General features: G+C 72.1%; 26 protein-coding genes. 11 read left to right on the forward strand and 15 right to left on the reverse strand.

Features of this window, described 5'->3' with window-relative positions:
* Positions 1–9 precede the first annotated feature (9 nt).
* From ACQRWP_RS20470 to ACQRWP_RS20485, 4 genes are read right to left on the reverse strand one after another with little or no spacing between them, the layout of a single operon-like run.
* On the reverse strand, positions 10–642 hold the full coding sequence (locus ACQRWP_RS20470; RefSeq protein ID WP_238670096.1) for a response regulator transcription factor: 633 nt from the start codon (positions 640–642) through the stop codon (positions 10–12).
* A complete protein-coding gene (locus ACQRWP_RS20475) occupies positions 639–1,769 on the reverse strand; it encodes a sensor histidine kinase (RefSeq protein ID WP_430496964.1) in 1,131 nt (376 codons plus the stop codon). The genes ACQRWP_RS20470 and ACQRWP_RS20475 overlap by 4 nt, the downstream gene beginning before the upstream one ends.
* Before the next feature lie 27 nt (positions 1,770–1,796).
* A complete protein-coding gene (locus ACQRWP_RS20480; protein WP_430496965.1) occupies positions 1,797–2,603 on the reverse strand; it encodes an ABC transporter permease in 807 nt (268 codons plus the stop codon).
* Position 2,604: 1 nt separating this feature from the next.
* Complete coding sequence (locus ACQRWP_RS20485) at positions 2,605–3,504, reverse strand: ABC transporter ATP-binding protein (RefSeq protein ID WP_357223880.1); 900 nt, start codon at positions 3,502–3,504, stop codon at positions 2,605–2,607.
* Between the two features lie 140 nt (positions 3,505–3,644).
* On the opposite strand from ACQRWP_RS20485, the gene ACQRWP_RS20490 reads away from it, so the two are divergent.
* A complete protein-coding gene (locus ACQRWP_RS20490; protein WP_430496968.1) occupies positions 3,645–4,499 on the forward strand; it encodes an alpha/beta hydrolase in 855 nt (284 codons plus the stop codon).
* 145 nt (positions 4,500–4,644) lie between these two features.
* The gene (locus tag ACQRWP_RS20495) at positions 4,645–5,784 is read left to right on the forward strand and encodes a site-2 protease family protein (RefSeq protein ID WP_430496970.1); all 1,140 of its coding nucleotides are present in this window, start codon (positions 4,645–4,647) and stop codon (positions 5,782–5,784) included.
* Between the two features lie 70 nt (positions 5,785–5,854).
* On the opposite strand, the gene ACQRWP_RS20500 is transcribed toward ACQRWP_RS20495, so the two are convergent.
* From ACQRWP_RS20500 to ACQRWP_RS20510, 3 genes are all read right to left on the reverse strand, one after another.
* Positions 5,855–6,763 carry an alpha/beta hydrolase gene (locus ACQRWP_RS20500; protein WP_430496972.1) on the reverse strand — a complete coding sequence of 303 codons (909 nt, stop codon included), beginning with the start codon at positions 6,761–6,763 and terminating at the stop codon, positions 5,855–5,857.
* Positions 6,764–6,905: 142 nt separating this feature from the next.
* Positions 6,906–8,177, reverse strand: coding sequence for an FAD-binding protein (locus tag ACQRWP_RS20505; RefSeq protein ID WP_430496973.1), 1,272 nt, complete (start codon positions 8,175–8,177; stop codon positions 6,906–6,908).
* A complete protein-coding gene (locus ACQRWP_RS20510; RefSeq protein WP_430496975.1) occupies positions 8,174–8,860 on the reverse strand; it encodes a hypothetical protein in 687 nt (228 codons plus the stop codon). Before ACQRWP_RS20510 ends, ACQRWP_RS20505 begins: the two co-directional genes overlap by 4 nt.
* 185 nt (positions 8,861–9,045) lie before the next feature.
* Here ACQRWP_RS20510 and ACQRWP_RS20515 point away from each other — a divergent pair, with 185 nt between their 5' ends.
* Complete coding sequence (locus tag ACQRWP_RS20515) at positions 9,046–9,468, forward strand: hypothetical protein (RefSeq protein ID WP_430496977.1); 423 nt, start codon at positions 9,046–9,048, stop codon at positions 9,466–9,468.
* 33 nt (positions 9,469–9,501) lie between these two features.
* Here the strand turns inward: ACQRWP_RS20515 and ACQRWP_RS20520 are convergent, their stop codons facing one another.
* Positions 9,502–10,431, reverse strand: coding sequence for an LLM class F420-dependent oxidoreductase (locus ACQRWP_RS20520; RefSeq protein WP_430496979.1), 930 nt, complete (start codon positions 10,429–10,431; stop codon positions 9,502–9,504).
* 98 nt (positions 10,432–10,529) lie between these two features.
* On the opposite strand from ACQRWP_RS20520, the gene ACQRWP_RS20525 reads away from it, so the two are divergent.
* Together ACQRWP_RS20525 and ACQRWP_RS20530 are read left to right on the forward strand one after the other, a co-directional pair.
* Positions 10,530–10,841 (forward strand): ArsR/SmtB family transcription factor, encoded by a 312-nt coding sequence (locus ACQRWP_RS20525; protein ID WP_430496980.1) that lies wholly within the window; start codon positions 10,530–10,532, stop codon positions 10,839–10,841.
* On the forward strand, positions 10,842–11,363 hold the full coding sequence (locus tag ACQRWP_RS20530) for an SRPBCC family protein (protein ID WP_430496982.1): 522 nt from the start codon (positions 10,842–10,844) through the stop codon (positions 11,361–11,363).
* A gap of 48 nt (positions 11,364–11,411) precedes the next feature.
* Here ACQRWP_RS20530 and ACQRWP_RS20535 read toward each other — a convergent pair whose 3' ends face one another.
* The 5 genes from ACQRWP_RS20535 to ACQRWP_RS20555 form a co-directional block, all read right to left on the reverse strand.
* Positions 11,412–12,449 (reverse strand): hypothetical protein, encoded by a 1,038-nt coding sequence (locus ACQRWP_RS20535; RefSeq protein WP_430496984.1) that lies wholly within the window; start codon positions 12,447–12,449, stop codon positions 11,412–11,414.
* Entirely contained in the window at positions 12,449–12,718 is a 270-nt protein-coding gene (locus ACQRWP_RS20540) for a hypothetical protein (protein WP_112582546.1), read from the reverse strand. Before ACQRWP_RS20540 ends, ACQRWP_RS20535 begins: the two co-directional genes overlap by 1 nt.
* Positions 12,719–13,159: 441 nt before the next feature.
* Positions 13,160–13,954: a class I SAM-dependent methyltransferase gene (locus ACQRWP_RS20545; protein ID WP_430496987.1), complete on the reverse strand. Its 795-nt coding sequence runs from the start codon at positions 13,952–13,954 to the stop codon at positions 13,160–13,162.
* Between the two features lie 41 nt (positions 13,955–13,995).
* Complete coding sequence (locus ACQRWP_RS20550; RefSeq protein ID WP_430496989.1) at positions 13,996–14,550, reverse strand: Uma2 family endonuclease; 555 nt, start codon at positions 14,548–14,550, stop codon at positions 13,996–13,998.
* Positions 14,551–14,598: 48 nt separating this feature from the next.
* Entirely contained in the window at positions 14,599–15,618 is a 1,020-nt protein-coding gene (locus ACQRWP_RS20555; RefSeq protein WP_430496991.1) for an aldo/keto reductase, read from the reverse strand.
* A 141-nt stretch (positions 15,619–15,759) separates the two neighbouring features.
* Between ACQRWP_RS20555 and ACQRWP_RS20560 the strand changes: the two genes are divergently transcribed.
* The 4 genes from ACQRWP_RS20560 to ACQRWP_RS20575 all read left to right on the forward strand — a co-directional run bounded on the left by ACQRWP_RS20560 (position 15,760) and on the right by ACQRWP_RS20575 (position 18,622).
* Entirely contained in the window at positions 15,760–16,353 is a 594-nt protein-coding gene (locus ACQRWP_RS20560; protein ID WP_430503239.1) for a TetR/AcrR family transcriptional regulator, read from the forward strand.
* Positions 16,354–16,363: 10 nt separating this feature from the next.
* Entirely contained in the window at positions 16,364–16,837 is a 474-nt protein-coding gene (locus tag ACQRWP_RS20565; protein WP_430496993.1) for a GNAT family N-acetyltransferase, read from the forward strand.
* Positions 16,838–16,846: 9 nt separating this feature from the next.
* Positions 16,847–17,326: a hypothetical protein gene (locus ACQRWP_RS20570; RefSeq protein WP_430496995.1), complete on the forward strand. Its 480-nt coding sequence runs from the start codon at positions 16,847–16,849 to the stop codon at positions 17,324–17,326.
* Between the two features lie 75 nt (positions 17,327–17,401).
* A complete protein-coding gene (locus ACQRWP_RS20575) occupies positions 17,402–18,622 on the forward strand; it encodes an MFS transporter (RefSeq protein ID WP_430496996.1) in 1,221 nt (406 codons plus the stop codon).
* A 3-nt stretch (positions 18,623–18,625) separates the two neighbouring features.
* Here ACQRWP_RS20575 and ACQRWP_RS20580 read toward each other — a convergent pair whose 3' ends face one another.
* Positions 18,626–19,219 (reverse strand): HD domain-containing protein, encoded by a 594-nt coding sequence (locus ACQRWP_RS20580; RefSeq protein WP_430496997.1) that lies wholly within the window; start codon positions 19,217–19,219, stop codon positions 18,626–18,628.
* A 102-nt stretch (positions 19,220–19,321) separates the two neighbouring features.
* On the opposite strand from ACQRWP_RS20580, the gene ACQRWP_RS20585 reads away from it, so the two are divergent.
* Complete coding sequence (locus ACQRWP_RS20585) at positions 19,322–20,089, forward strand: hypothetical protein (protein WP_430496999.1); 768 nt, start codon at positions 19,322–19,324, stop codon at positions 20,087–20,089.
* Between the two features lie 33 nt (positions 20,090–20,122).
* Entirely contained in the window at positions 20,123–21,067 is a 945-nt protein-coding gene (locus tag ACQRWP_RS20590) for an RNA polymerase sigma-70 factor (RefSeq protein ID WP_430497001.1), read from the forward strand.
* A gap of 16 nt (positions 21,068–21,083) precedes the next feature.
* On the opposite strand, the gene ACQRWP_RS20595 is transcribed toward ACQRWP_RS20590, so the two are convergent.
* The gene (locus ACQRWP_RS20595) at positions 21,084–21,701 is read right to left on the reverse strand and encodes a response regulator (RefSeq protein WP_430503240.1); all 618 of its coding nucleotides are present in this window, start codon (positions 21,699–21,701) and stop codon (positions 21,084–21,086) included.
* Positions 21,702–21,744 lie beyond the last annotated feature (43 nt).

The raw sequence follows: 21,744 nt of genomic DNA on the forward strand, positions 1-21,744 counted from the left end.
AGCGCACGGTCACTCGCCGAGCAGCCAGCCGTTCTGCTCGGCGACCCGGATCGCGTCGGCCCGGTTGCGGGCACCGGTCTTGCCGATCGCCGCCGACAGGTGGTTGCGTACCGTCCCCTCGGAGAGGTGCAACGCCCTGGCCAGGTCGGCGACGCTGCCACCGCCGCGCGCGGTGCGCAGCACCTCGGTCTCCCGCTCGGTCAGCGGGCTGACCCCGGCGGCCAGCGTCTCCGCGGCCAGCGTCGGGTCGACCACCCGCAGGCCGGCGTGCACCCGGCGGACCGCGTCGGCGAGCTGCCGGGCCGGGGTGTCCTTGACCACGAAACCGCTCGCACCGGCCTCCATCGCCCGGCGCAGATAGCCGGGTCGACCGAAGGTGGTCACCACCAGCACCCGGCAGGTCGGCAGCGCGGCCCGCAACGCCGCGGTGGCGGCGATCCCGTCCAGGCCGGGCATCTCCACGTCCAGCAGGGCGACGTCGGGTGCGCTGCGTCGGGCCTCGGGCACCACCTCGTCGCCCCGGCCGACCTCGGCGACCACGGTCAGGTCCTCCTCCAGCGAGAGCAGGGCGGCCAGCGCACCCCGGACCAGCGCCTGGTCGTCGGCGAGCAGCAGCCGGATCGGCGTGGACCCGCCGCTCACCGGGCCTCCCCCGGCGCGTGCACCCGCAGCAGAAAACCGTCGCCCGCCGGTCGGCGGCCGACGGTCACCACCGCGTCCAGCCGCCGCGCCCGCTCCCGCAGGCCGACCAGCCCGTGCCCGCTCGGCTCGGGAGTGGACGGGCCCCGACCGTCGTCACTGATCTCGACCCGATCCGGGTGCACCCGGATCACGCAGCACCGCGCCCCGCTGTGCCGGACCACGTTGGTCACCCCTTCCCGTACCGCCCAGCCGAACAACTGGTCCCACTCCTCCGGCAGCTGCGGCACCTCGGTCGACACGTCCGCCGCGACGCCCGCCGCGGCCAGCGCGGAGCGGGCGCCGGCCAGCTCCGCGGCGAGACTGACCTCTCGGTACGCCCCGACCGTCTGCCGTACGTCGGCCAGCGCGGCCCGGGCCAGCGCCTCCACCTCGGCGATCTCGGCGGCGGCCCGCTCCCGGTCGACCTCGATCAGACGCCCGGCCAACTCGGCCTTGATCGCCACCACGGTGAGCGAGTGCCCGAGGATGTCGTGCAGGTCGCGGGCGGCGCGGGACCGCTCCTCGGCGACCGCGAGCCGGCCGATCTCCTGTTGGGCGGCGCGGAGTTCGCTGTTGCGTTGGGCCAGTTGGGACACCCCGAACATGGCGAACGAGGCGAGCAGCACCGCGAAGACGATGCCGTTCTCCGCCTCCCACCCCGGCACCAGCCAGGAGGCCAGCACGGGGGTCACCGCGCAGAGCGCCACGGCGGCCAACGCCTCCCACGGCGGCAGCAGGAACACCGCCGCCGCGGCCACGTAGACCAGTGTGGCCAGCCAGTCCCCGCCGGTACCCGGGAGGCTGGCCAGGCCCACCGCGAGCAGTAGCGCCAGCCCGGCCCGTGCCCGGCCCGCAGGAATCGGCTGCAGGGACTGGCGCAGCTTGCGGGCCCACTGGAACAGCAGCACGTAACCGACGCCGAAGACGACCAGGGCCACCACGCCGAGGACCCGCCGCCACGGCTCCGGCTGGTGCAGCGCGGTGGCGAGCGGCACGTTGAGGAAGAACAGCCAGACGGCGGCCAGCAGCCAGCCGGTGACCCGCCAGTGGCGGCTCACCGGCCAGGGCTGCCCGGTCGAGAGGTCCATCGGGTTCACGCTAGCGGTCGCGGCCGGTCAGACCCGCGCGGTGTCCCGGCGGAACAACCGGGCCGCGCCGACGCCGAAGAGCAGCGCCCAGACGACGAGGTTCGCCACCGCCGCCATGCTCACCCCGTCGCCGGTCAGTGGGGCGCGGGCCAGCACGCCCATGCCGTACACCGGTGTGAACTTCGCGACCTGCTGAAGCACGTCCGGCAGCACCTCGACCGGGACGAACAGCCCGCCGAACATGGCCAGCACCGCCAGGACGGGGCCGATGATCTGCATGACGTTCTCGGCCGGCGCCAGGTAGCCGATGAAGAGACCGAACGCGGCGAAGACCAGCGAGCCGACCCAGGCGGCGAGCCCGGACAGCAGCCAGACGTACGCCGGAACGCGGACGCCGGCCACGGCACCCACCAGGAACTCGATGACGACCGCGAGCAGACCGAGACTCATCGCGGTGATCAGCTTGGTCGCCACGTACGCCGCCGGGCGGAGCGGGGTGAGCCGCAGTTGTCGGCTCCAGCCCAGCGCCCGCTCGGTGGCCACCGCACCACCGACGCTGGTGGTCGCCACCATTGCCGCGTACACGGCCAGGCTGATCATGACGTACGCCGTCACCGGTCGACCGTTGTCCAGTGACTGCCCGCCCTGCGGCAGGCCGAAGATGAGGAAGAAGACCCCCGGCATGATCAGGGTGAAGGCGAGGGTGCGGCGGTTGCGCAGCACCCGGCGCAGCTCGATGCCCAGGGCGCCGGGGGCGAACCCGCCCAGCGCGGGCAGCCGACGGTCCGGCTCGGTGACACCGGCGCGGGTGGGGGTGGAGGTGGAGGTGGTCATCTCAGGCTCCGGTCTGCGCGGTGGTCAGGGCGAGGAAGGCGTCCTCGAGGTTGCGGGAGGTGATCTCGACGTCCCGGGCGGCGGTCCGGGTCAGCAGGTGCCGGGCGACGGCGTCCGAGTCGCCGGTCCGCACCAGCACGCTGTCGCCGCGCACCTCCACGGCGTCCACGCCGGGCAGCGCGGCGAGCGCGGCCTGGTCGGCGCCGGGCAGGGTGGCCCGCACGGTACGGCCGGCGGCCAGGTTCTTGATCTCCGCGGTGGTGCCGTCGGCGACGATGCGCCCCTGCCGGACCAGCACGATCCGGTCGGCGTACGCGTCCGCCTCGTCGAGGTAGTGGGTGGCGAAGATGACGGTCCGTCCGCGCCGGGCGTCTCGGCGCAGGGCCTGCCAGAAGTCCCGCCGACCCTCGACGTCCATGCCGGTCGTCGGCTCGTCGAGCACCATCAGGTCCGGATCGGGCAGCAGGGCCAGCGCGAAGCGCAGTCGTTGCTGCTGACCGCCCGAGCAGCGCCCGACCACCCGGTCGGCGATGTCGGTGATACCGGCCCGCTCCAGCACCTCCGCCGCCGGACGGGTGTGCCGGTAGAAGTGGGCGGTCATCCGTACCGTCTCGCCCACTGTGAGGTCCTTGAGCAGCCCGCCGGTCTGGAGCACGGCGGCGACCCGACCTCGGGCCACCGCCTCGTCCGGGGTGCCGCCGAGGACGCGGACGGTGCCCGTGTCCGGACGGGACAGCCCGAGCAGCATGTCGATGGTGGTGGTCTTGCCCGCGCCGTTCGGGCCGAGGAACGCCACCACCTCGCCGGGCTGCACCCGGAGGCTCAACCCGTCGACAGCGGTGACCGCGCCGAAGCTTTTGGTGAGGCCGTCCAACTCGACAGCCGGATGCGTACTGGTCATGCCACTGATGCTCCGGCGGGGCGTACTCCGATGCCCGGAGCGGTCGTCACGCCCCGACCGTGACATTTGTCAGGGCGGCCGGATTCCGGACGGGCACAGCGGGTAACCGCCGGGCCGAACCGCGACACCGGGAGGACGCGATGGGTGCCACGCCGCAGGGTCAGGTCGACACGGTCGTGCTGATCCACGGGCTCTGGATGACGCCGCGCAGCTGGGAGGGGTGGGCCCAGCGGTACACCGAGCGCGGCATGCACGTCATCGCCCCCGCCTGGCCCGGCATGGACCGGTCCGTGGAGGAGTTGCGCGACGACCCCGGCCCGATCGCCGAGCAGAGCATGGCCACGATCGTGGCGCACTACGACCGGATCATCCGAGCGCTGCCCCGCCCGCCGATCATCATGGGGCACTCGTTCGGCGGCCTGTTCGCCCAGGTCCTCGCCGACCGGGGTCTCGGCGCGGCGGTGGTGGGGGTGCATCCCGCGGCGGTGAAGGGGGTGCTCAAGGTGCCGCTGAGCACCCTGCGCTCGGGCTTTCCGATCCTGCGCAGCCCCGCCAACCGGGGCAAGGCCGTCCCGTTCACCCCGGACGACTTCGCCTACACCTTCGGCAACACGATGAGTCGCGAGGACTCCGACCGGGCCTGGCGGCGCTACGCCGTTCCCGGCGCCGGGCGGGTCTTCTTCGAGGGCGCGTTCGCCAACCTCGACCCGAGCTCGCCGGCCCGCGTCGACGTCGGGCGTAACGACCGGGCGCCGCTGCTGCTGATGGCCGGCGAGGTCGACCACGTGGTGCCGGCGTCGGTGGTCCGCGCCAACGCCGGGCTCTACCAGAAGTCCCGGGCCCTCACCGCGTACGAGCAGTTCGCCGGCCGATCACACTTCACCGTCGGGCAGGACGGCTGGGAGCAGATCGCCGACTACGCGTTGGACTGGGCGCTGCGCGCGGCGGCCCTGCCCCGGGAGGCGACCATCGCCAGCGAAACCCCTCGCCGCTGACCTGGGCTCGGCCGCCAGACAGCGGGCCCGATCCACTCGTCTTTCGTGAACTCGGGGTATCCCTGGCGCCAGGACACCCCGACTTCATGAAACCGGAGTGGATCCTTCCTCGCATGGCCACCGTCTGGCGGGGTATCTCGGTGCGATGAGGGCCAGTTTCCGGCTTGGCCGGGTCGCGGGAGTGCCGGTCGGCGTCAACTGGAGCGTGCTGGTCATCTTCGCGTTGATCGCGTGGGGGTTGGCCGCGAACCAGTTCCCCCGCTCGTACCCCGACCGCTCGCCCGTGGCGTACGTGATCGCCGGGCTGGCCGCAGCGGTGGTGTTCTTCGTCGGGCTACTCGCCCACGAGGTGTCGCACGCGGTGGTGGCCAAGCGCAACGGGCTGACTGTCGACGGCATCACGCTGTGGCTGTTCGGCGGCGTCGCCGAGTTGCGGGGCGAGCCGCGTGACCCGGGCGCGGAGTTGCGCATCGCGGGCGTCGGCCCGCTGGTGAGCCTGCTGATCGGGGCGTTCTTCGGTGCCATCGCGGCGCTGCTCGCGCTGGCCGGGCAGGGCGGGCTGCTGTTCGGGGCGGTGGCCTGGCTGGCGGGGATCAACGTGCTGCTGGCCATCTTCAACGTGCTGCCGGCCGCGCCCCTGGATGGTGGCCGGTTGCTGCGCGCCGCGGTCTGGAAGGCCACCGGTGACCGGACCCGGGCGTCAGTGGTCGCCGCCCGCGCCGGTTGGGTGCTGGGTGTGCTGCTGATCGGCCTGGGGTTGTGGCAGTTCCTGTCCGGGGTCGGTTTCGGTGGGCTCTGGCTGGCGCTGATCGGCTGGTTCCTGATCGGCGCGGCCGGGATGGAGGAACGGCAGGCCCGCACCGGCACCGCGCTGCGCGGGATTCGGGTGGGCGATGTGATGACCCCGCAGCCGCAGACCGCCTCGGCGCAGATGACTGTCGCGGACTTCGTCGACCACTACCTGTTCGCGTACCGGCATTCGGCGCTGCCGCTGACCGAGGACGGCCGGCCGACCGGCCTGGTCACCGTTGACCGGGTGCGGGGTGTGCCGCCGGAGCGGCGGGCATCGACCACGCTGGCCGAGGTGGCCTGTCGAGCCGACGAACTGGTGCTGGCCCAGCCCGGCGAACAGCTCAACGACCTGCTTCCCCGGCTCAGCGAGTGCGCCGACGGCCGCGCCCTGGTGGTGACCGACGACGGCCGCCTGACCGGAATCGTCTCCCCCAGCGACATCAGCCGCGCCGTCCAACGCAGCACCCTCCGCACCCCCACCCCCTCCCGGTGATCATGAAGTTGACGGCGCGACACGCCGACCTCGGCACCGCCAACCCCATGATCAACGGAAGGGGCGCGGGTCAGGAGTGGGGGCAGGTGTTGCGGTACTCCTGGATGGTTGCCGAGGCGGGGGGTGCGGGGCAGAGGAACTGGTCGTAGCGGGTGTCGTCGTCCACGAAGCGCTTCAGCCAGGAGATGCTGTACTTGGCGACCGTCACGTTCGTCGAGGTGGGCGCGGAGTGGCTGGCGTTGTTGAGTTCCAGGTAGGCCTTGTCCAGCGTGGACGGCAGGCTGGTGTAGAAGGGCTCCGAGTGCGACGAGACCGGCGCCACGGAGTCGTTCTCCGCGCCGATCACCAGCGTCGGCACCCGTACGCCGGACCAGTTCTTGACGGTGTGCCAGCCGGTCAGCGGGATCGCGGCCTGCAACTGCGGTCGTGAGTTCGCCGCCGAGAGGCTGCCGCCGCCGCCCATCGAGTGCCCCATCACGGCCAGCCGGTTGCGGTCGATCCGGGTACGCACACCGCTGGTGTTCGTGAGGTAGTCCAGGGCTGCCAGCAGTTGCGTGCCTCGGCTGGCCGGCTGGTCGTAGCGGGACAAGGTGTCGATCGTGATCACCACGAAGCCCTGCGAGGCGAGGCGCGGTCCCAGCCAGGCCACGCTGGACTGGGTGGCGGTGTAGCCGGGTGAGATCGCCACCGCGCCGAAGGTGCCCTCGGCGGTGCTGGTCGGGTAGTAGATCGTCCCGCCCCGGAAACCGCTGACGCTGGAGGCGGCGACGGTGCTCTGGGCGATGGCGAACGCGCCCCGGCTGGCTTCGATGCTGGCCACGGTGGGTGCCGGGCCGCGCTCGTACGGGCTGGCGGCGGCATGGGCGGCCGGCGCTGCGCCCAGTCCGGTGCCGAGCACGGCCAGGGCGAGCGCCCACCGCAGACCGCGGCGGGGGCGGCGGGCGACTGGTTCGGGGGTGATGGCGGGTACGGGCTGCATGTCTCGCTCCGAGGGGTGGAGCCGACGGTCCCGGGACGGGAACCGGACGATGAGACTCATCGACAGACATCAGTGTGTGTCCGGGTCTCGCACCCCACCAATCCCAGCCACCCCATGCCACAGCGCTATGGCACGGGCTGGGTCACCGGGGGAAGTAGCGGTCCAGGACGTCGGTGCGGAACGTGCCCTTCGGGTCCAGGTCGGCCAGGAGCGCGGCGAAGTCGGCGTACCTCGGGTAGCGGGCGGACAGCTCGGCCGGGTCGGTGACGAAGACCTTGCCCCAGTGTGGGCGGGGCGCGAAGGGCGCCAGCCGCTCCTCAACGGCGGCCACCACGGGCAGCACCGCCGCGGTGTCGTCGACCCAGGTGAAGTGCAGCACGAAGCTGTCCCGCCGGTAGTTCGGGCTGAGCCACAGCTCGTCGGCCGCCACCGTCCGCAGTTCGGACACCAGCAGCACCGGGGCGATCAGGTCCGCCATGTCGTCCAGCGCGGCGAGCGCGTCAGTCGCCGCCGTACGCGCGACGTGGTACTCGGACTGCAGTTCGTCGCCGCTGCTCGGTGTGAAGCCGAGCTTGAAGTGCGGCAGCCGCTCGTGCCACGGGCCCGGTTCGCCGAGCTGCGGGGTGCAGTTCTCCGCCGGCATCCCGAGCACGGGGTGCCGGGGCTGGTCGGCGGCGGCGGTGCCCAGCCAGTCCGCCGGGGGTGGCTGCTGGTCGGCCAACTGCTTGCGCCACACCTCACGCAGCCGGGGCGTACGGAAGTCGGTGAAGACACTCACGCTGTACGCCGAGCCGAGCGCCTCGTCCAACGCCGTCCGGTCCAGGTCGAGGCGTACGTACTGGCGCAGCGCGAAGGTCGGCACGACATCCAGGGTGACGCGGGTGACCAGGCCGAGCGCGCCGAGCCCGACCACCATGCCGGCGAACGTGTCGGTGTCACGGTCGACCCGGAGCAGATCGCCGTCGGCGGTGACCAGTTCCAGGCCGGCGACCGCGCTGGCCAGGTTGCCGTGGGTCTGGCCGGAGCCGTGGGTGGCGGTGGCCACCGCGCCGGCCACCGAGATGTGCGGCAGCGAGGCGAGGTTCGCCAGCGCGTACCCCTGGGTGTGCAGCTGTCGGGCGACGTCGCCGTAGCGCAGCGCGCCGCTCACGGTGACCTGCCCGCGCTCGCGGTCCACCTCGACAACCGGTGGCAGCCCGGCGAGGCTGACCAGGTCACCGTCGGTGTCGCCGAAACGGTTGAAGGAGTGCCCGCTGCCCACCGCCCGGATCCGGCTGCTGCCGGCGACGAGCCGGCGCAGTTTGTCGACGGAGGTGGGGCGGTGGAACGCCTTCGCGGCGTACCGCACGTTGCCGGCCCAGTTGCGGCGCGGAACGTCGGTCATCGACGCGGCCTGCGGTCCCTGCGCGGTCATGTGGCGGTCTCCCGATCGGTGCTCTGGTGGTCGGCCAACGCGGCGACGAGGGCGCCCAGAACGGTATCCGCCTGGAACGTGTTGTAGCCACGCTGGGCGATCGGCAGACCGGCCGTGGTGGCGCGTTCGATCTCCCCCCGGGCCGCCTGCCGGGCCGACGCGTCCCCGGACATCAGCGCGTCCTGGCCGCGCCGGATCAACCGGTCGACCCGGTCCATCTGGTAGCCACGCAGGCCGACCGGCAGCTCCGGGGCCTCGAAGGCGGCGCGACGCAGCGCGAGCAGGTCGACGAACCGGTCTCCGGCATAGCGGGTGAGCGCTGCCGACACCTGCTCGGGCTGCTCACGGACCTGGTCGAGGACGAGCAACTCGACGGCCGCTCGGCCGTCGAGCGGGTGGCGGGCGGTCACCAGCTCACGCGGCACACCCTGAACCGGCACCAGCAGCAGTCGCGGCGGCTTCGGGTAGCCGTCGCGTCGCGGCGGCTCGTCGAGGACCAGCACGTCCACGTCGGCCCACCCGATCTCCCGACGCAGGCCAGGCCGCCGGATGCTGAGCCCATCCGAGTGGATCCTGAACCGGAACGGCCGCAACGCACTGACCAGCGCCACCGCGCCGAGCGCGATCGCCCCCACCGCGACGATCGTCCGTAGCAGGGCGCCGTCGCTGGGATAGACCAACAAGAGCACTCCACCGAGTACGCACACCGAGGCGAGCGCACGGGACCCCCGATTCCGGCGCAGTTCCACGCTCGGACCCCCGTTCATGACCGTGGCGTCGGTCCCCGCATCTTCCACCAAACCGGGCACCGAGGACACCGGTCGATCGGGCACGGTTGTTCTCGTCATCGTCGGGGAACCCTACGCCCATGAGCAGCTACCGTGATCCGGCCCCGCGGGGCGACGTTTTCCCCTCCGAGGAGGAGCTGGACCCCACCGGCACCGGGGTCGAGCAGGCCAGCGCGCCGCCGGCCGGCGGATTGCCGAGCCACCCGTCGCCCACACCTGGCCCTCGGCCCACACCGGCGCCCGCGCCCGCCCCGACGCCGGTGCCGGCACCCGGGCCGCCACCGCGCGCTCCCGGAGCACAGTCGATCGTGACCCGTCACCTGGACGGCTCGGTGGAGGTGGTCACCGACCTCGACGGTGACGGCGTCGCCGACGTCGTCCAGATTGACGTGGACGGTGACGGGATCCCGGACATCACCTATGTGGACAGTGACCGCGACGGGCGGCTGGACACCGTGCTGGGCGACCCGAACGCGGCCGGGACGGGCGCCCACCGGGCCTGACCGGCGGCGTCGTCCCACGGCCACCCGGCCGACTCAGAGCTTCGTCATCACCTCGCTGGCGACCAGCTCCAGGTGCTCCAGGTCGCTGAGGTCCAGCACCTGGAGGTAGAGCCGCTCGCTGCCGATCTCCGCGTACCGGCCGATGGTGTCCAGCACCTCACCGGGCGTCCCGGCCAGACCGTTGGCCCGCAGCTCGTCCGGTTCGCGGCCGATCGCGGCGGCCCGGCGGGCCACCTCGGCGTCGTCGCGCCCGCAGCAGAGCACCAGGGCGTTGGACCAGACCATCCCGGCCGGGTCCCGGCCGATCTCGACGCAGGCCGCGCGGACCCGGTCGAACTGCGCCGCCGTGTCCGGCACCGAGGCGAACGGCAGGTTGAACTCGTCCGCGTAGCGGGCAGCCAGCCGAGGGGTGCGCTTCGGGCCCGTGCCGCCGAGCAGGATCGGTGGACGTGGCTGCTGCACGGGCTTGGGCAGGGCGGGCGAGTCGCGGACCGGGTAGTACCGGCCGTCGTGGTCGAACCGCTCCCCCGCCGGCGTGGACCAGAGCCCGGTGATGACGGCGAGCTGCTCCTCCAGCCGGTCGAACCGCTCGCCCAGCGGCGGGAACGGGATGCCGTACGCGCTGTGCTCCTCGGCGTACCAGCCGGTGCCGATGCCCAGCTCCACCCGGCCGCCGCTCATCTGGTCGACCTGCGCCACGGTGATCGCCAGCGGGCCGGGCAGCCGGAAGGTGGCGGCGGTCATCAGCGTGCCGAGCCGGATGCGGCTGGTGTCCCGGGCCAGGCCGGCGAGCGTGGTCCACGCGTCGGTGGGGCCGGGCTCGCCGCTCACGTCACCCATCATCAGGTAGTGGTCGGACCGGAAGAACGCGCCGTATCCAGCGTCCTCGGCGCAGCGGGCGACGGCGAGCAACTGGTCGTAGCTGGCACCCTGCTGGGGCTCGGTGAAGATCCGAAGTTCCATGATCCGAGCATAGGGAGCCGATCGGCGGTGCCGCGTCGGGACGGCGGCTGTCGTCGTATGCTTTGACAGTCATATGACGGAGGAGGCATATTGGGAAGGTGTCCACCGACGCCTTCGCCGTCCTCGCCGAGCCCACCCGGCGCCGGATCCTCGATCAGCTCCGCGACGCCGAACGCAGCGTCGGCGAGCTGGTCGATGGGCTCGGGGTCAGCCAGCCAGCCGTCTCCAAACACCTGCGGGTGCTTCGCGACGCCGGCTTCGTCAGCTGCCGGACGGCCGCCCGACAGCGGATCTACCGCCTCGACCCCGGCCCGCTGCGGGACGTCGACGGCTGGCTCGACCCGTACCGGCGGCTCTGGGCCCGACACCTGGACGCCCTGGAACGGCACCTCGACAGTCAGGAGCAGTGAATGGACCGCGACGCGTTCCGCCCGAGCCCACCCGCCGACGTGCGCGCCGACGACGGCGCGACACTGGTCTTCGTCCGCGACCTGCGGCATCCGCCGGCCGCCGTCTGGGCGGCACTGACCGACCCGGCCCAGCTCGCGCAGTGGGCGCCGTTCCTCGCCGACCGCGATCTCGGCAACGCCGGCGCCGCTGTGCTCACCCTCGTCGACGGCGAGACCACCCAGGAGGACCCGGCGACGGTACGCCGGGCCGAGCCGCCGCACCTGCTGGAGTACACCTGGGGTGACGACCTGCTGCGCTGGGAGCTGAGCCCGCTGGGCAGCGGCACCCGGCTCACCCTGCGGCACACAGTCGCCGACCGGGGCATGCTGCCGATGGTCGCGGCCGGCTGGCACCTCTGCCTCGACGTGGCCGACCGGCTGCTCGACGGCGACCCGGTCGGCCCGATCCGTGGCGCGGAGGCCAAGGACTTCGGCTGGCCCGAGCTGCGCGACGCGTACGCCGAACGGCTCGGTGAGGGCTGACCGGCACCGTCCCGGCGGCCCCGGGAGCCCGGAGCCGCCGGACACCGGTCAGACGTACGGCCGCTTGGCGTACGCCTCGCGGAGCGCGGCCAACCCGACCGCCTTCGGCGTCAGGGTGCCCCACCCGGAGTTGAAGTAGTTGGTGCGCACGATCCGTGGCCCAGGCTCGGCGTTGAGCTGGGCGATCGCCGCCGGCACTGTGGCGATCCAGGCCGCCTGGTTGGGGACCTCGGCCACCCGTACCCCCCACTCGGCGATGATCACGGGTCGGGACAGCGCCACCGGGCCGAGGTCCGCCACCGCCCAGTCCTTGGTGCGGCGAAATCGGGCCAGCGCGGTGTGGCTGGCGTTGGTGGCGTACGCGTTCCACTGGAGATAGTCGAGGCGGGTCATCAGCGACTCCGGGTGCATACGCTGGAAGCAGCCCCGGTCGAAGCCGCCCAGCCCGACCGAGAAGGTCGTCCCGGCCGGCAGCGTCCGCGCCTTGAACCACGTCAGGATGTAGTTCACCGCCTGCACCGCCCGGGCGTCCGACTCGGCCCAGGTGTAGGCCTTGCCGTCCTCGGTGGTCCCGAACTCGTGGTCGGTGTCGAACTCCGAGGCGAGCTGGATGTTCACCCCGAAGCCGAGCGTCCGGTACTGCGACAGGGCGCGGGCGAACAACCCGTCACACTGCCCCTTGAGCACCTGGCCGTACCCGTACGCCTTCGGCCAGGTCGCGCCGGGTCGCTGCTGGATGGTCATCGTCGGTGCCGGCACTGTGTAGCTGGTGCCGTCCACCGCGAAGCTCTGCGGTCCGTAGTTCGGAGCACCGTAGTGCTTCAACTCCAGGACCATGTTCATCTGCACCCCGGCCTTGCCCAAGCTGATCAGCCAGGGTCGGTTGTAGCCGGGGAAGATGTAGCCGTCGGCGAAGCTGCGGTACTGGGTGAGCGACCGGAAGTTGCCGCCGGCCATGTCGGCGGTCGGATCGGCGCCACCGGAGAGGTAGTAGCCGCCGAGCACGGGTTGGCCCAGGCTGTAGTCGGCGGTTGCCGTCGCGGTGTTTCCGGCGGCGTCGCGGACCTGGACGGTGACCCGGGGCATCACGCCACCGACCGGTACACGGCCACGGAGCCGTTGTCGGAAACCCGGGTCCAGGTACGCCCGGAGTTGTCGGTGACGGTCACGGTGAGCGGGTCGATGACCGCCGTGACCTTGACCGGTGCGCTGCTGTTGCCCTGCGCGTCGGTGACCACGATGGTGACGGTCAGCGGTTTGGTGTCGGCGTCTGAGTAGGTGACGGTCAGCAGCATCTGGGCACCCGGCGCGAAGACGGATGCGTTCAAGGCTGCGGTCGCAGTGGGAGCGGCCATGTCGGGCCCTTTCTGGCTCGGTCGCCAGGGCTCGGCGCGCAGTTGGGCGGCGCCGGACCCGGCGGGTCGACAGTGCGAAAGGCCGGCGGGGCACGTGGACGGCAGATACGGCCGGTGGGCGGCGTCACCTGACTGCCCGGCGGTGCTGACGTCCCTGTCCCGATGGGCGGAGGCACCGCTGCGGGGCGCCCGCAGGGTGTCGTTGGCAGCCGTGGCCTGTGGTGTGCGCGCTCGGCACGGCAGCTGTGCCGTGACCGCCGCGGCATCAAGGCCGGGCTGGGTGAGGGCGGCACCGGTGGGGACGATGTTGTCCCCGCCGGTGCCGGAGGATCGGGATGTGGCCCGCCACCCGTCTACCTCCACCTGCCCCAAGGGTGCTCTACCAGGGGCTTTACCGTCTTGTCCGCTTTGCGACAGTGGCGGCGGGGCCCGGCGCGACGGCTACTCGGGTGGCGTGCCGCGTACGGCCCAGGCCCGCGCGGTGAGCCGGATCGACCCGTCCGGCTCGACTGGCAGTCGGGTCGTCAGCGACTCCCGCAGCGCGGCCCGGTCGGATTCGGCCAACGTCGCGACATACCCCGGCGCCGACCCCTGACCGCCGAGGAACGGTGTCCAGTAGTCGGCGAAGTCGGTGAAGGTCGTCGGTACGTCGACCGGCCAGACCGAAACGTCCCGCAACCCGGCCCGCTCCCACAGCGTGCGGAGCGTGTCGGGCCGACACACAGTGGTGCGGTTCCCCTCGTCCAGCTTCGTCGAGGCCGGGTCGAGCTGTGCGGCGGCGGCCCAGAAGTGCCGCATCATCGCCATCCCCTCGGCGTAGTCCCAGACGTAGGCGGCCACCACCCCGGCCGGCCGGACCACCCGCGCGAACTCCGCCACCGCCCGTGCGGGCTCCGGCACGAAGTTGAGCGTCAACCCGCTGACCACCACGTCCGCGACACGATCGGGCAGCGGCAACGCCCGGGCGTCACCGACCTGGAAGGCCGCCCGGGGGTCGGTGACCCGGGTACGCGCGACCGCGACGAACCCCTCCGACGGGTCGATGCCGGTCACCCGGACGGGATCCGTGGTGGTGAGGATCGTCGAGGTCAGCGCCCCGGTGCCGCTACCCACGTCGAGCCAGTGCCGCCCCGGCGGCACGGCCAACCCGCGCAGGAAGTCCACCGCGACCAGGCGGCTCCACCGACCCACGTACGCCTCGTACGCGTCACCGTTCGCCCACACCGGCTGCGCCATCCCGGAACGATACGACAGGCCGGGGCTGTCGATGCTGGCGTTCAGTCGAGATGGTCGGCGGGGGCGGTCTGGAGCAGCCAGGCCAGCGGCATCCGCGCTCGCGTCTCGTAGGTGCCGTCCCCGCTCAGCCGATGCAGGGTGACCGTCTGCGCGCCGTCCCGATCGACCACCCAGTACTGCGGGATCCCCGCCGACGCGTACTCGCGGACCTTGGTCACGGAGTCCATCGCCTCCGAGCCCGGAGAGACGATCTCCACGACGAGTACGACGTCGGCGACTGCGGCCCAGACGCTGCGGGACGGCGGCTTACGCCAGACACTCACATCGGGGATGCGGCCACCGTCACCGTCCGGTCCGGAAATGCGCACACCAACTGCCTGAAGCACCTGCTCGGCCGGCCAACCCGCCACGATCAACCAGGCGAAGAGGCGACTGGCGATCATGGCATGTTCCGAATCGGGCGGCGGCATGACCGACAGGACCCCCTCGGGGCTGGTCTCGTAGCGGTGACCGTTCGGGTCGGCGGCGTTCATCGCTGCCACATCGTCGAGCGTCACAACGGCGGGCATGTGCATGCCGACAGCCTCAGCGCTCATGGGTCACATCCTAGGTGACCAGCGACGCCGACCACCGCATCCGAATGCTCAGCGACGCCGCCGCGCCGGGTCGAGCAGGGCGGGCGGGGTGTCGAACTTCTCGGCTGCGGCGAGGTCGACCCCGGGTGCGACGATCGCGTCGATCGCGTCGAGCACGTCGGCCGGGAGCACGGTGTCTGCGGCGGCGAGCTGGGCGTGCAGGTGGTCGATGGTGCGGGGGCCGATGATCGCGCTGGTCACGGCCGGGTGCGCGGTGACGAACCCGAGCGCGAGCTGGATCAGGGTGAGCCCCGCCTCGTCGGCGACGGTGGCCAGTTGCTCGACGGCGTCGAGCCGGGCCTGGTTGGCCGGGACGCTGAGGTCGAAGCGGGCGGGCAGGAGCGCCGATCGGCTGGTGGTGATCTCCCGGCCGGCGCGGATCGCGCCGGAGAGCCAGCCCGAGGCGAGTGGGCTCCAGGCGAGCACGCCGAGCCCGTACTGCTCGGTCACGGGCAGGACGTGGGCCTCGATCCCCCGTTGCAGGATCGAGTAGCTGGGCTGCTCCGTGACGTAACGGCCCAGGTGGTGCTCCCGCGCGGCCCACTCGGCCTGCACGATGCGGTACGCGGGGAAGGTCGAGGAGCCGAAGTAGCGGATCTTTCCGGCCCGTTGCAGGTCGGTCAGCGCCGACAGGGTCTCCTCGTCGCTGGTGGTCGGGTCCCACCGGTGGATCTGGTAGAGGTCGACGTGGTCGACGCCGAGGCGGCGCAGGCTGTTGTCCAACTCGGTGACCAGCCAGCGGCGCGAGGCGCCCCGCTGATTGCGCTCGTCGCCCATCGGCATGCCGGCCTTCGTGGCCAGCACGATGTCGTCGCGGCGGCCGGCGATGGCCTTGCCGACCAGCTGCTCCGACTCGCCCTGGCTGTACATGTCGGCGGTGTCGATCAGGTTGATTCCGGCTTCCAGCGCGGCGTCGACGATCGCCGTCGCCTCGCCCTGGGTGGTGTGCCCCAGTTTGCCGAAGTTCATTGCGCCGAGCACGAGGGTGCTGACCTGGACGCCGGTGCGTCCCAGGGTGCGGTACTGCATGGCTGTTCCTCCACGGAAGGGTGAGGTGACACTGGCCCACTCGCTCTGGCATCCTGAGTAAGTGGAACGATGTTCCGCTAAGAACGATACGGAACAGCGTTCCGTTTGCCAAGTGACGGGGGTAACGGCGCGGTGGCCGACATCGACAGCGGATCAGGGAGGCCGACCCCGCGGAAGCGGGCCGACGCCCGGCGCAACGAGGCGACACTGCTGGACGCCGCCGCCTCGGCCTTCGTCACCTCGGGCGTGGACGCGCCCGTACGCGACATCGCCGCCCGGGCCGGCGTCGGTGTGGGCACCATCTACCGCCACTTCCCGACCCGCGCCGACCTCATCGTCGCCGTCTACCGGCACCAGGTCGAGGCGTGTGCGGCGGCTGGCCCGACTCTGCTGGCCGCCAGCAGCACACCACACGCCGCCCTCGCCCGATGGATCAACCTCTTCGTCGACTTCCTGGTCACCAAGCACGGCCTCGCCGAGGCGCTACAGTCCGACAACGCGGCCTTCGAGACTCTGCACGCCTACTTCCTGGACCGCCTCGTGCCGGTGTGCGCCCAACTGCTCGACGCCGCCGCCGCAGCCGGCGAGATCCGCCCCGACGTGACGGCCTTCGAGTTGCTGCGCGGTGTCGGCAATCTCTGCATCGGTGCCGGCGAACCCCGCTACGACGCGCGTCGCATGGTCGAACTACTCGTCGCTGGGCTGCGCCAACACCAGGGCGCGGCGCCGCGATAGCTTATTGATCATGGCGGACTGGGAGCTTCGGCCGGCCTCGGCGGCGGACGTCGACGCGGTGGCCGAGTTGCGGGCGGTGGTGCTGCGGGCCGATCTGGGGCGGCTCGGGCGGTACGACGAACAGCGGGTGCGGCAGCGCCTGCGGGACGGTTTCGCACCGGCGTACACCTGGGTCGTCGAGGTGGACGGCGCGTTCGCCGGCTGCGTGGCGCTGCGGCCCGACGCGGACGCCCACTGGCTGGAGCACTTCTACCTGGCTCCGCGGCTACAGGGCAGTGGCATCGGCACGGCCGTGCTGCGCGAGCTGCTGGACCGGTGCGACAGCGCCGGCACGCGGGTCCGGCTGAACGTGCTGCGGGGCAGCCCGGCCCGGCGGCTGTACGAGCGGCACGGCTTCACCCTCGACACCGAGGATCCGGTGGACGTGTTCATGGTCCGCGCACCTAGGACGATCACCGCCGATGCCGAGACAGTGTCAATGTAACGTTGACAGATGACGTCGGAGCTGGCTCGGCTGGCGGAGGTTCGCGCTACCCGCGCCCGCCTGGACGAGCAGGAGCTGGAGATCATCGACCGCGCGCGCCATGACGGTGCGACGTGGGCCCAGATCGCGACGGCACTCGGCCTCGGCAGCCGCCAGGCCGCCGAGCAGCGTCGACAACGGCTGGTGGCGGCGCGGTGGTCGCGGCGGCAGCAGCTCGACCTCCGGTTGCCCCCGCAGATCGCGGCGCTGCGGGCGGCGGTGGCCGACCTCGGCCGGTGGATCGGCGCCGATCAGCGGTGGGACAGCCGATTTCGTCGAGCGGCGCTCGTGCGGAGCACTGTGGACGCCGCGCTGGACGCCACCCCGGGCTCGCTGCACGCGTTGGCCCTGCACCTCGCCACCGATCTCGCCGAAGCGGATGAGCGACTGCCCGCGCCCGCTCGGACCGCCGCGACGAAGATCGACGTGGCCATGTCAACGGCTCGTTGACATGGTTCAGCGGCATTGCCTGTGCCTCGCTCAAGCTTGAGGATGTGAGTCACCTCGACTCAACTCGGAGGGCTCATGCGTCGCAACGCGAGCCTGTTCGTGGCGATCTCCCTGCTGTCCGGCTTCGGCAGCAGCGCCATGTCCCTGGTCGCCGGCATCTGGATCCTGGACCTCACCGGCTCCACCAGCCTCGCCGCCCTCGCCGGGCTCTGCGTGTACGCCCCGGTGCTCGCCGGCCCGTGGCTGGGCGGTCTGGTCGACCGGGCACCCCGGCGGCCTCTGGTCATCGCCGTCAACCTCATGTTGGCCGCCGCCCTGCTGGCGCTCCTCGCGGTACGCGGGCCGGGGCAGACCTGGCTCATCTTCGCCGTCTCGTGCGCCTACGGCGTCAGCTACGTGCTGATCGACGCCGGCGAGACGGCGCTGCTGCCGTCGGCGCTCGCGCCGACCGAACTCGGCGACGTCAACGGGTGGCGCTCCAGCGCCCAGGAGGGCATGAAGCTCGTCGCTCCCCTGGCCGGGGCCGGCCTCTACGCGTGGCGGGGCGGCCATGCGGTCGCCGTCCTCAGCGCGGTCACGCCGGTCCTGGTCGCCACCCTGTACGCGCTACTCCGCCTGAACCGGACCCCCACCGGCCGGCCCACCGGACGCGGCGGCAGCCCGCGTACCGGATTGGTGGTCCTGTTCGGACAGCGAGCGACACGTCTGCCGGTCGTGCTCGCCGCGGTGTCGATCGCCATGTCCGGCTTCACCACGGCGGGAATCTACGCGGTCGTCGTGACCGAACTGCGCCTGCCGACGACGTTCCTGGGGGTGCTGGCCAGCGCGCAGGGCGCCGGCTCCATTCTCGGTGGCCTGATCGTCGGCCGGCTCATCGTGGCGAGAGGTGCCGATGTCGTCGGTGTCGCCGGAACGGCGCTGTTCGCGATCGGCTGCCTGGCGCGTTGCGTGCCGTGGTGGCCGGCCACTGTCGTCGGGGCGGTGGTCATCGGCGTCGGCCTGCCCTGGACCCTGGTCGCGGCGGTGACCGCCGTGCAGACCCACACGCCGTCTGCGCTGTTGGGACGCGTCTCCGCGACGGCCAACACCGCGATGTTCGGACCGCTCGTCGTGGCGATCCCCCTCGGCTCCGCGGCCGTCCACCTCGGCGCCCGCCCGCCGCTCATCGCCGCCGCGGCGATCTGCCTGACCGCCGTGGTGGTGGCCACGTTCCACCGCCGGTCGACGCCGCACCGCGAAACGCCGACCGCGCCCACGCCGCGCCGAACGGCTGGAACGGGCCCGACGAGTCGCTGAACGTCAGCCGCGCACCGGATGGGTTGCCTGGAAGGCGAGTCGGCGGTCCGCGTCGGCGGCGATCTGGTCGAGGATGTCGTCCAGGTCGAGGAAGACCGACCACCGCTCGCGGCCGGTCACGTCGGCCAGCCGGTCCACGAGCAACTCTTCCAGGTCGGTGACCCGCTTTCCCTTCCACACCTTGTCGGCCACGCTGACCAGCAGGTCGTCGACGTCGATGCCGTCCCGGTGCCAGGACGCGTGGTTGCGCGCGAACCGGGCCGACGACTCGGCGACGCCGTGCTGGAGCAGCAGCTCGTAACCGGCGGGCTCGTGCGCGGACCCGGGTCCGGACAACTCCTCCGGGTGCCGGATCTTGCCGATGTCGTGGGTGGCGGCGCCGAAGAGCACCGCCTCGCGGTCGAACGGGAGTTGCGGGAACCGGTGCGCCATCGCGTCGGTGAGCTGCGCGGCCACGTCGTGCACGGCCCGCAGGTGCGCGGCGAGGCGCGGCGGCGCGTGCAGGGCCTCCAGCAGGGCGACGACCCGGTCGGGCAGGGGCCGCAGCGGCGGGTCCGCGGGTGCGGTGAGGGCGCGGCGCAACGAATCGGACGTCACCACGGCAAGGGTACGACCACCGCGCGCGCCCGGCCCTCTCGCGGGACACCAGAGCTGGTTCGCCTTGGCTACGCTCCCCCGCACCAGGGAAGGGGTCCACCGGTGAGAATTCGCCTACGGCAGGTCGCGATGGTGCTGCTCGGCGCGGCGCTGTTCGGCACGGCCGGCCTGAGCCTCGGCTCCTGGTACGCCGGCCGCGGCACCGCGCCACTCAGCTTCGACCAGGCACAGAGCGTGGCGGCGGAACTGCTTCCCGGCACCCAATCAGTCGGCTCGAACGTCGGGAACAACTACGTCTACGGTGTCCTGGGCCCCGACGACTTCGGCTCGGCGTACGCGGAATACCTCTACCTCGACGCTTTCGACTGCGCGCACTCCGAATCGGTGCGGCGCAACGCCACCGCACTGGGTTGGCAGGGCAGCCATCGGGTCACGGGCACGCCATGCGATGGCTGGCGGGCCGAACGGGACGGGCTGGCGGCCACGCTCACCCAGGTGGACCGCATGGCCGTCCTGAGGTTCGCGCCAGCCGCGCCCGACGGCTACGTCACCGTCACGCTCGCTGCCGCCGCCCTGGGTGCCGCAGCTGGGGCGGCGCTGTTCTGGCTGGCGGGACGGCAACGTCCACCCGTACCCCGACTGGTTGGCACGCTTGTGACAATCGTCCTCCTCCCGGGCGTCGTCCTCACCTGGCAGGGCCTGATGGCGAATGGATTGGCTGAGCCGGCGTGGCTGGCGTGGCTGGCCTGGCCGGCCCTCGCTCCCGTGCTGGTGCCGCTGGCGCTCGTCCTGCTGTGGGCCGGGCTGATCTTCTACGTGGGTCGACGGGAACCGAGCCGGGTTTCCGGCCCAGGCACGAGCCAGCTCTAAACCGTTCGCCGTCCGCCCGGATACTGTCTAGCCATGCCGCTCAGTCCGGACGAGGTCGAGCTGTTCGAGCACTCCAGGGCCCGCCTGGAGGCGATCGCCTATCGCCTGCTGGGCTCGGCCAGCGACGCGGAGGACGCCGTCCAGGACACCTTCCTGCGCTGGCAGGGCGCCGATCGGGAGCATGTCGAGACGCCCGAGGCGTGGCTGACGAAGGTCCTCACCAACGTGTGCCTCAACCAGCTGACCTCGGCGCGGGCCAGGCGGGAAACCTATGTGGGCACCTGGCTGCCCGAGCCGGTCCTCGCGGGGGACCGGATGCTCGGCCCACTCGACACCGCCGAGCAGCGCGAATCGGTCTCGATGGCGGTGCTCACCCTGCTGGAGCGGTTGTCGCCCAACGAACGCGCGGTGTACGTGCTGCGGGAGGCCTTCGGCTACTCGCACGGCGAGATCGCCGAGATCCTCGGCATCACCGAGTCGAACTGCCAGCAGACCTACCGGCGCGCCAAGCAGCACGTCACCGCCGAGCGGGCCCGCGCGGAGGTCGACCAGGCCGCCGCGCGGAAGATCGTCGCGGAGTTCCTCACGGCGGCCAACAACGGCGAGATCCAGCGGCTGGTGGAGTTGCTGACCGACAACGCGACGAGCACCGCCGACGGCGGCGGCCAGATCCCGGCCCGGGCCGCGCCGATCGTCGGCGCACTGGCGGTGGCGAAGTTCCTGCGTGGCCTGTTCAAGCCCGCCGACGTCAAACGGGACCTGGTGGGTGGCAGCCCCGCCATGTACGTCACCACCGCCAACGGCGCTCCGGCGGTGGTGGTCGTGATCGACGACCGGGTCATCGGCGTGATGTCGCTGGAGGTGACGCCCGAGGGTGTCACGGCCATCCACAACCAGGTCAATCCCGACAAGCTCGTCCGCGCCACCCGGCAGTGGTCGGCCTCCGAGCACGAGGAGCCCGCCCTCCACGTCTGGTGACCTGCGGTGCGGCCGCTCAGTTCTCGCCGGCGGTGATCAGGCCGGTCTCGTAGGCGCAGATCACGGCCTGGGTGCGGTCGCGGAGGCCGAGCTTGGTCAGCACGTTGCTGACGTGGGTCTTCACGGTGTGCTCGCTGACCACCAGGGTCTGGGCGATCTCCGCGTTGGCCAGGCCGCGGCCCAGCAGGTGCAGGGTCTCCCGTTCGCGGGTGGTGAGCACGTTGAGGCGGGCGTCGGGCGCGGCGGCCAACCGAGGCGATCCGGGCCGGTGGCGGCCAGTGATGTCCGAGATGATCTGCCGGGTCACCGACGGGGCCAGCAGCGAGTCGCCGGCGGCCACGACCCGTACGGCGTGGACGAGGTCGTCGCGGCGGACGTCCTTGAGCAGGAAGCCGCTGGCGCCGGCGTAGAGCGCCTCGTAGATGTAGTCGTCCTGGTCGAAGGTGGTCAGCATGATCACCCGGCTGGAGCTCTCCGCGCAGATGCGGCGGGCGGCCTCGATGCCGTCCATCGTCGGCATGCGGATGTCCAGGAGCGTCACCTCCGGCTGGTGCTCCCGGACGGCGGCCACGGCCGCAGCCCCGTCACCGACGTCGGCGACGACGGTGATGTCCGGCTGGGCGTCGAGGATCATGGAGAATCCGCTGCGGACAAGCTCCTGGTCGTCTGCGATCACC

This window comes from Micromonospora trifolii (assembly GCF_050516465.1).
GTDB lineage: Bacteria > Actinomycetota > Actinomycetes > Mycobacteriales > Micromonosporaceae > Micromonospora > Micromonospora trifolii.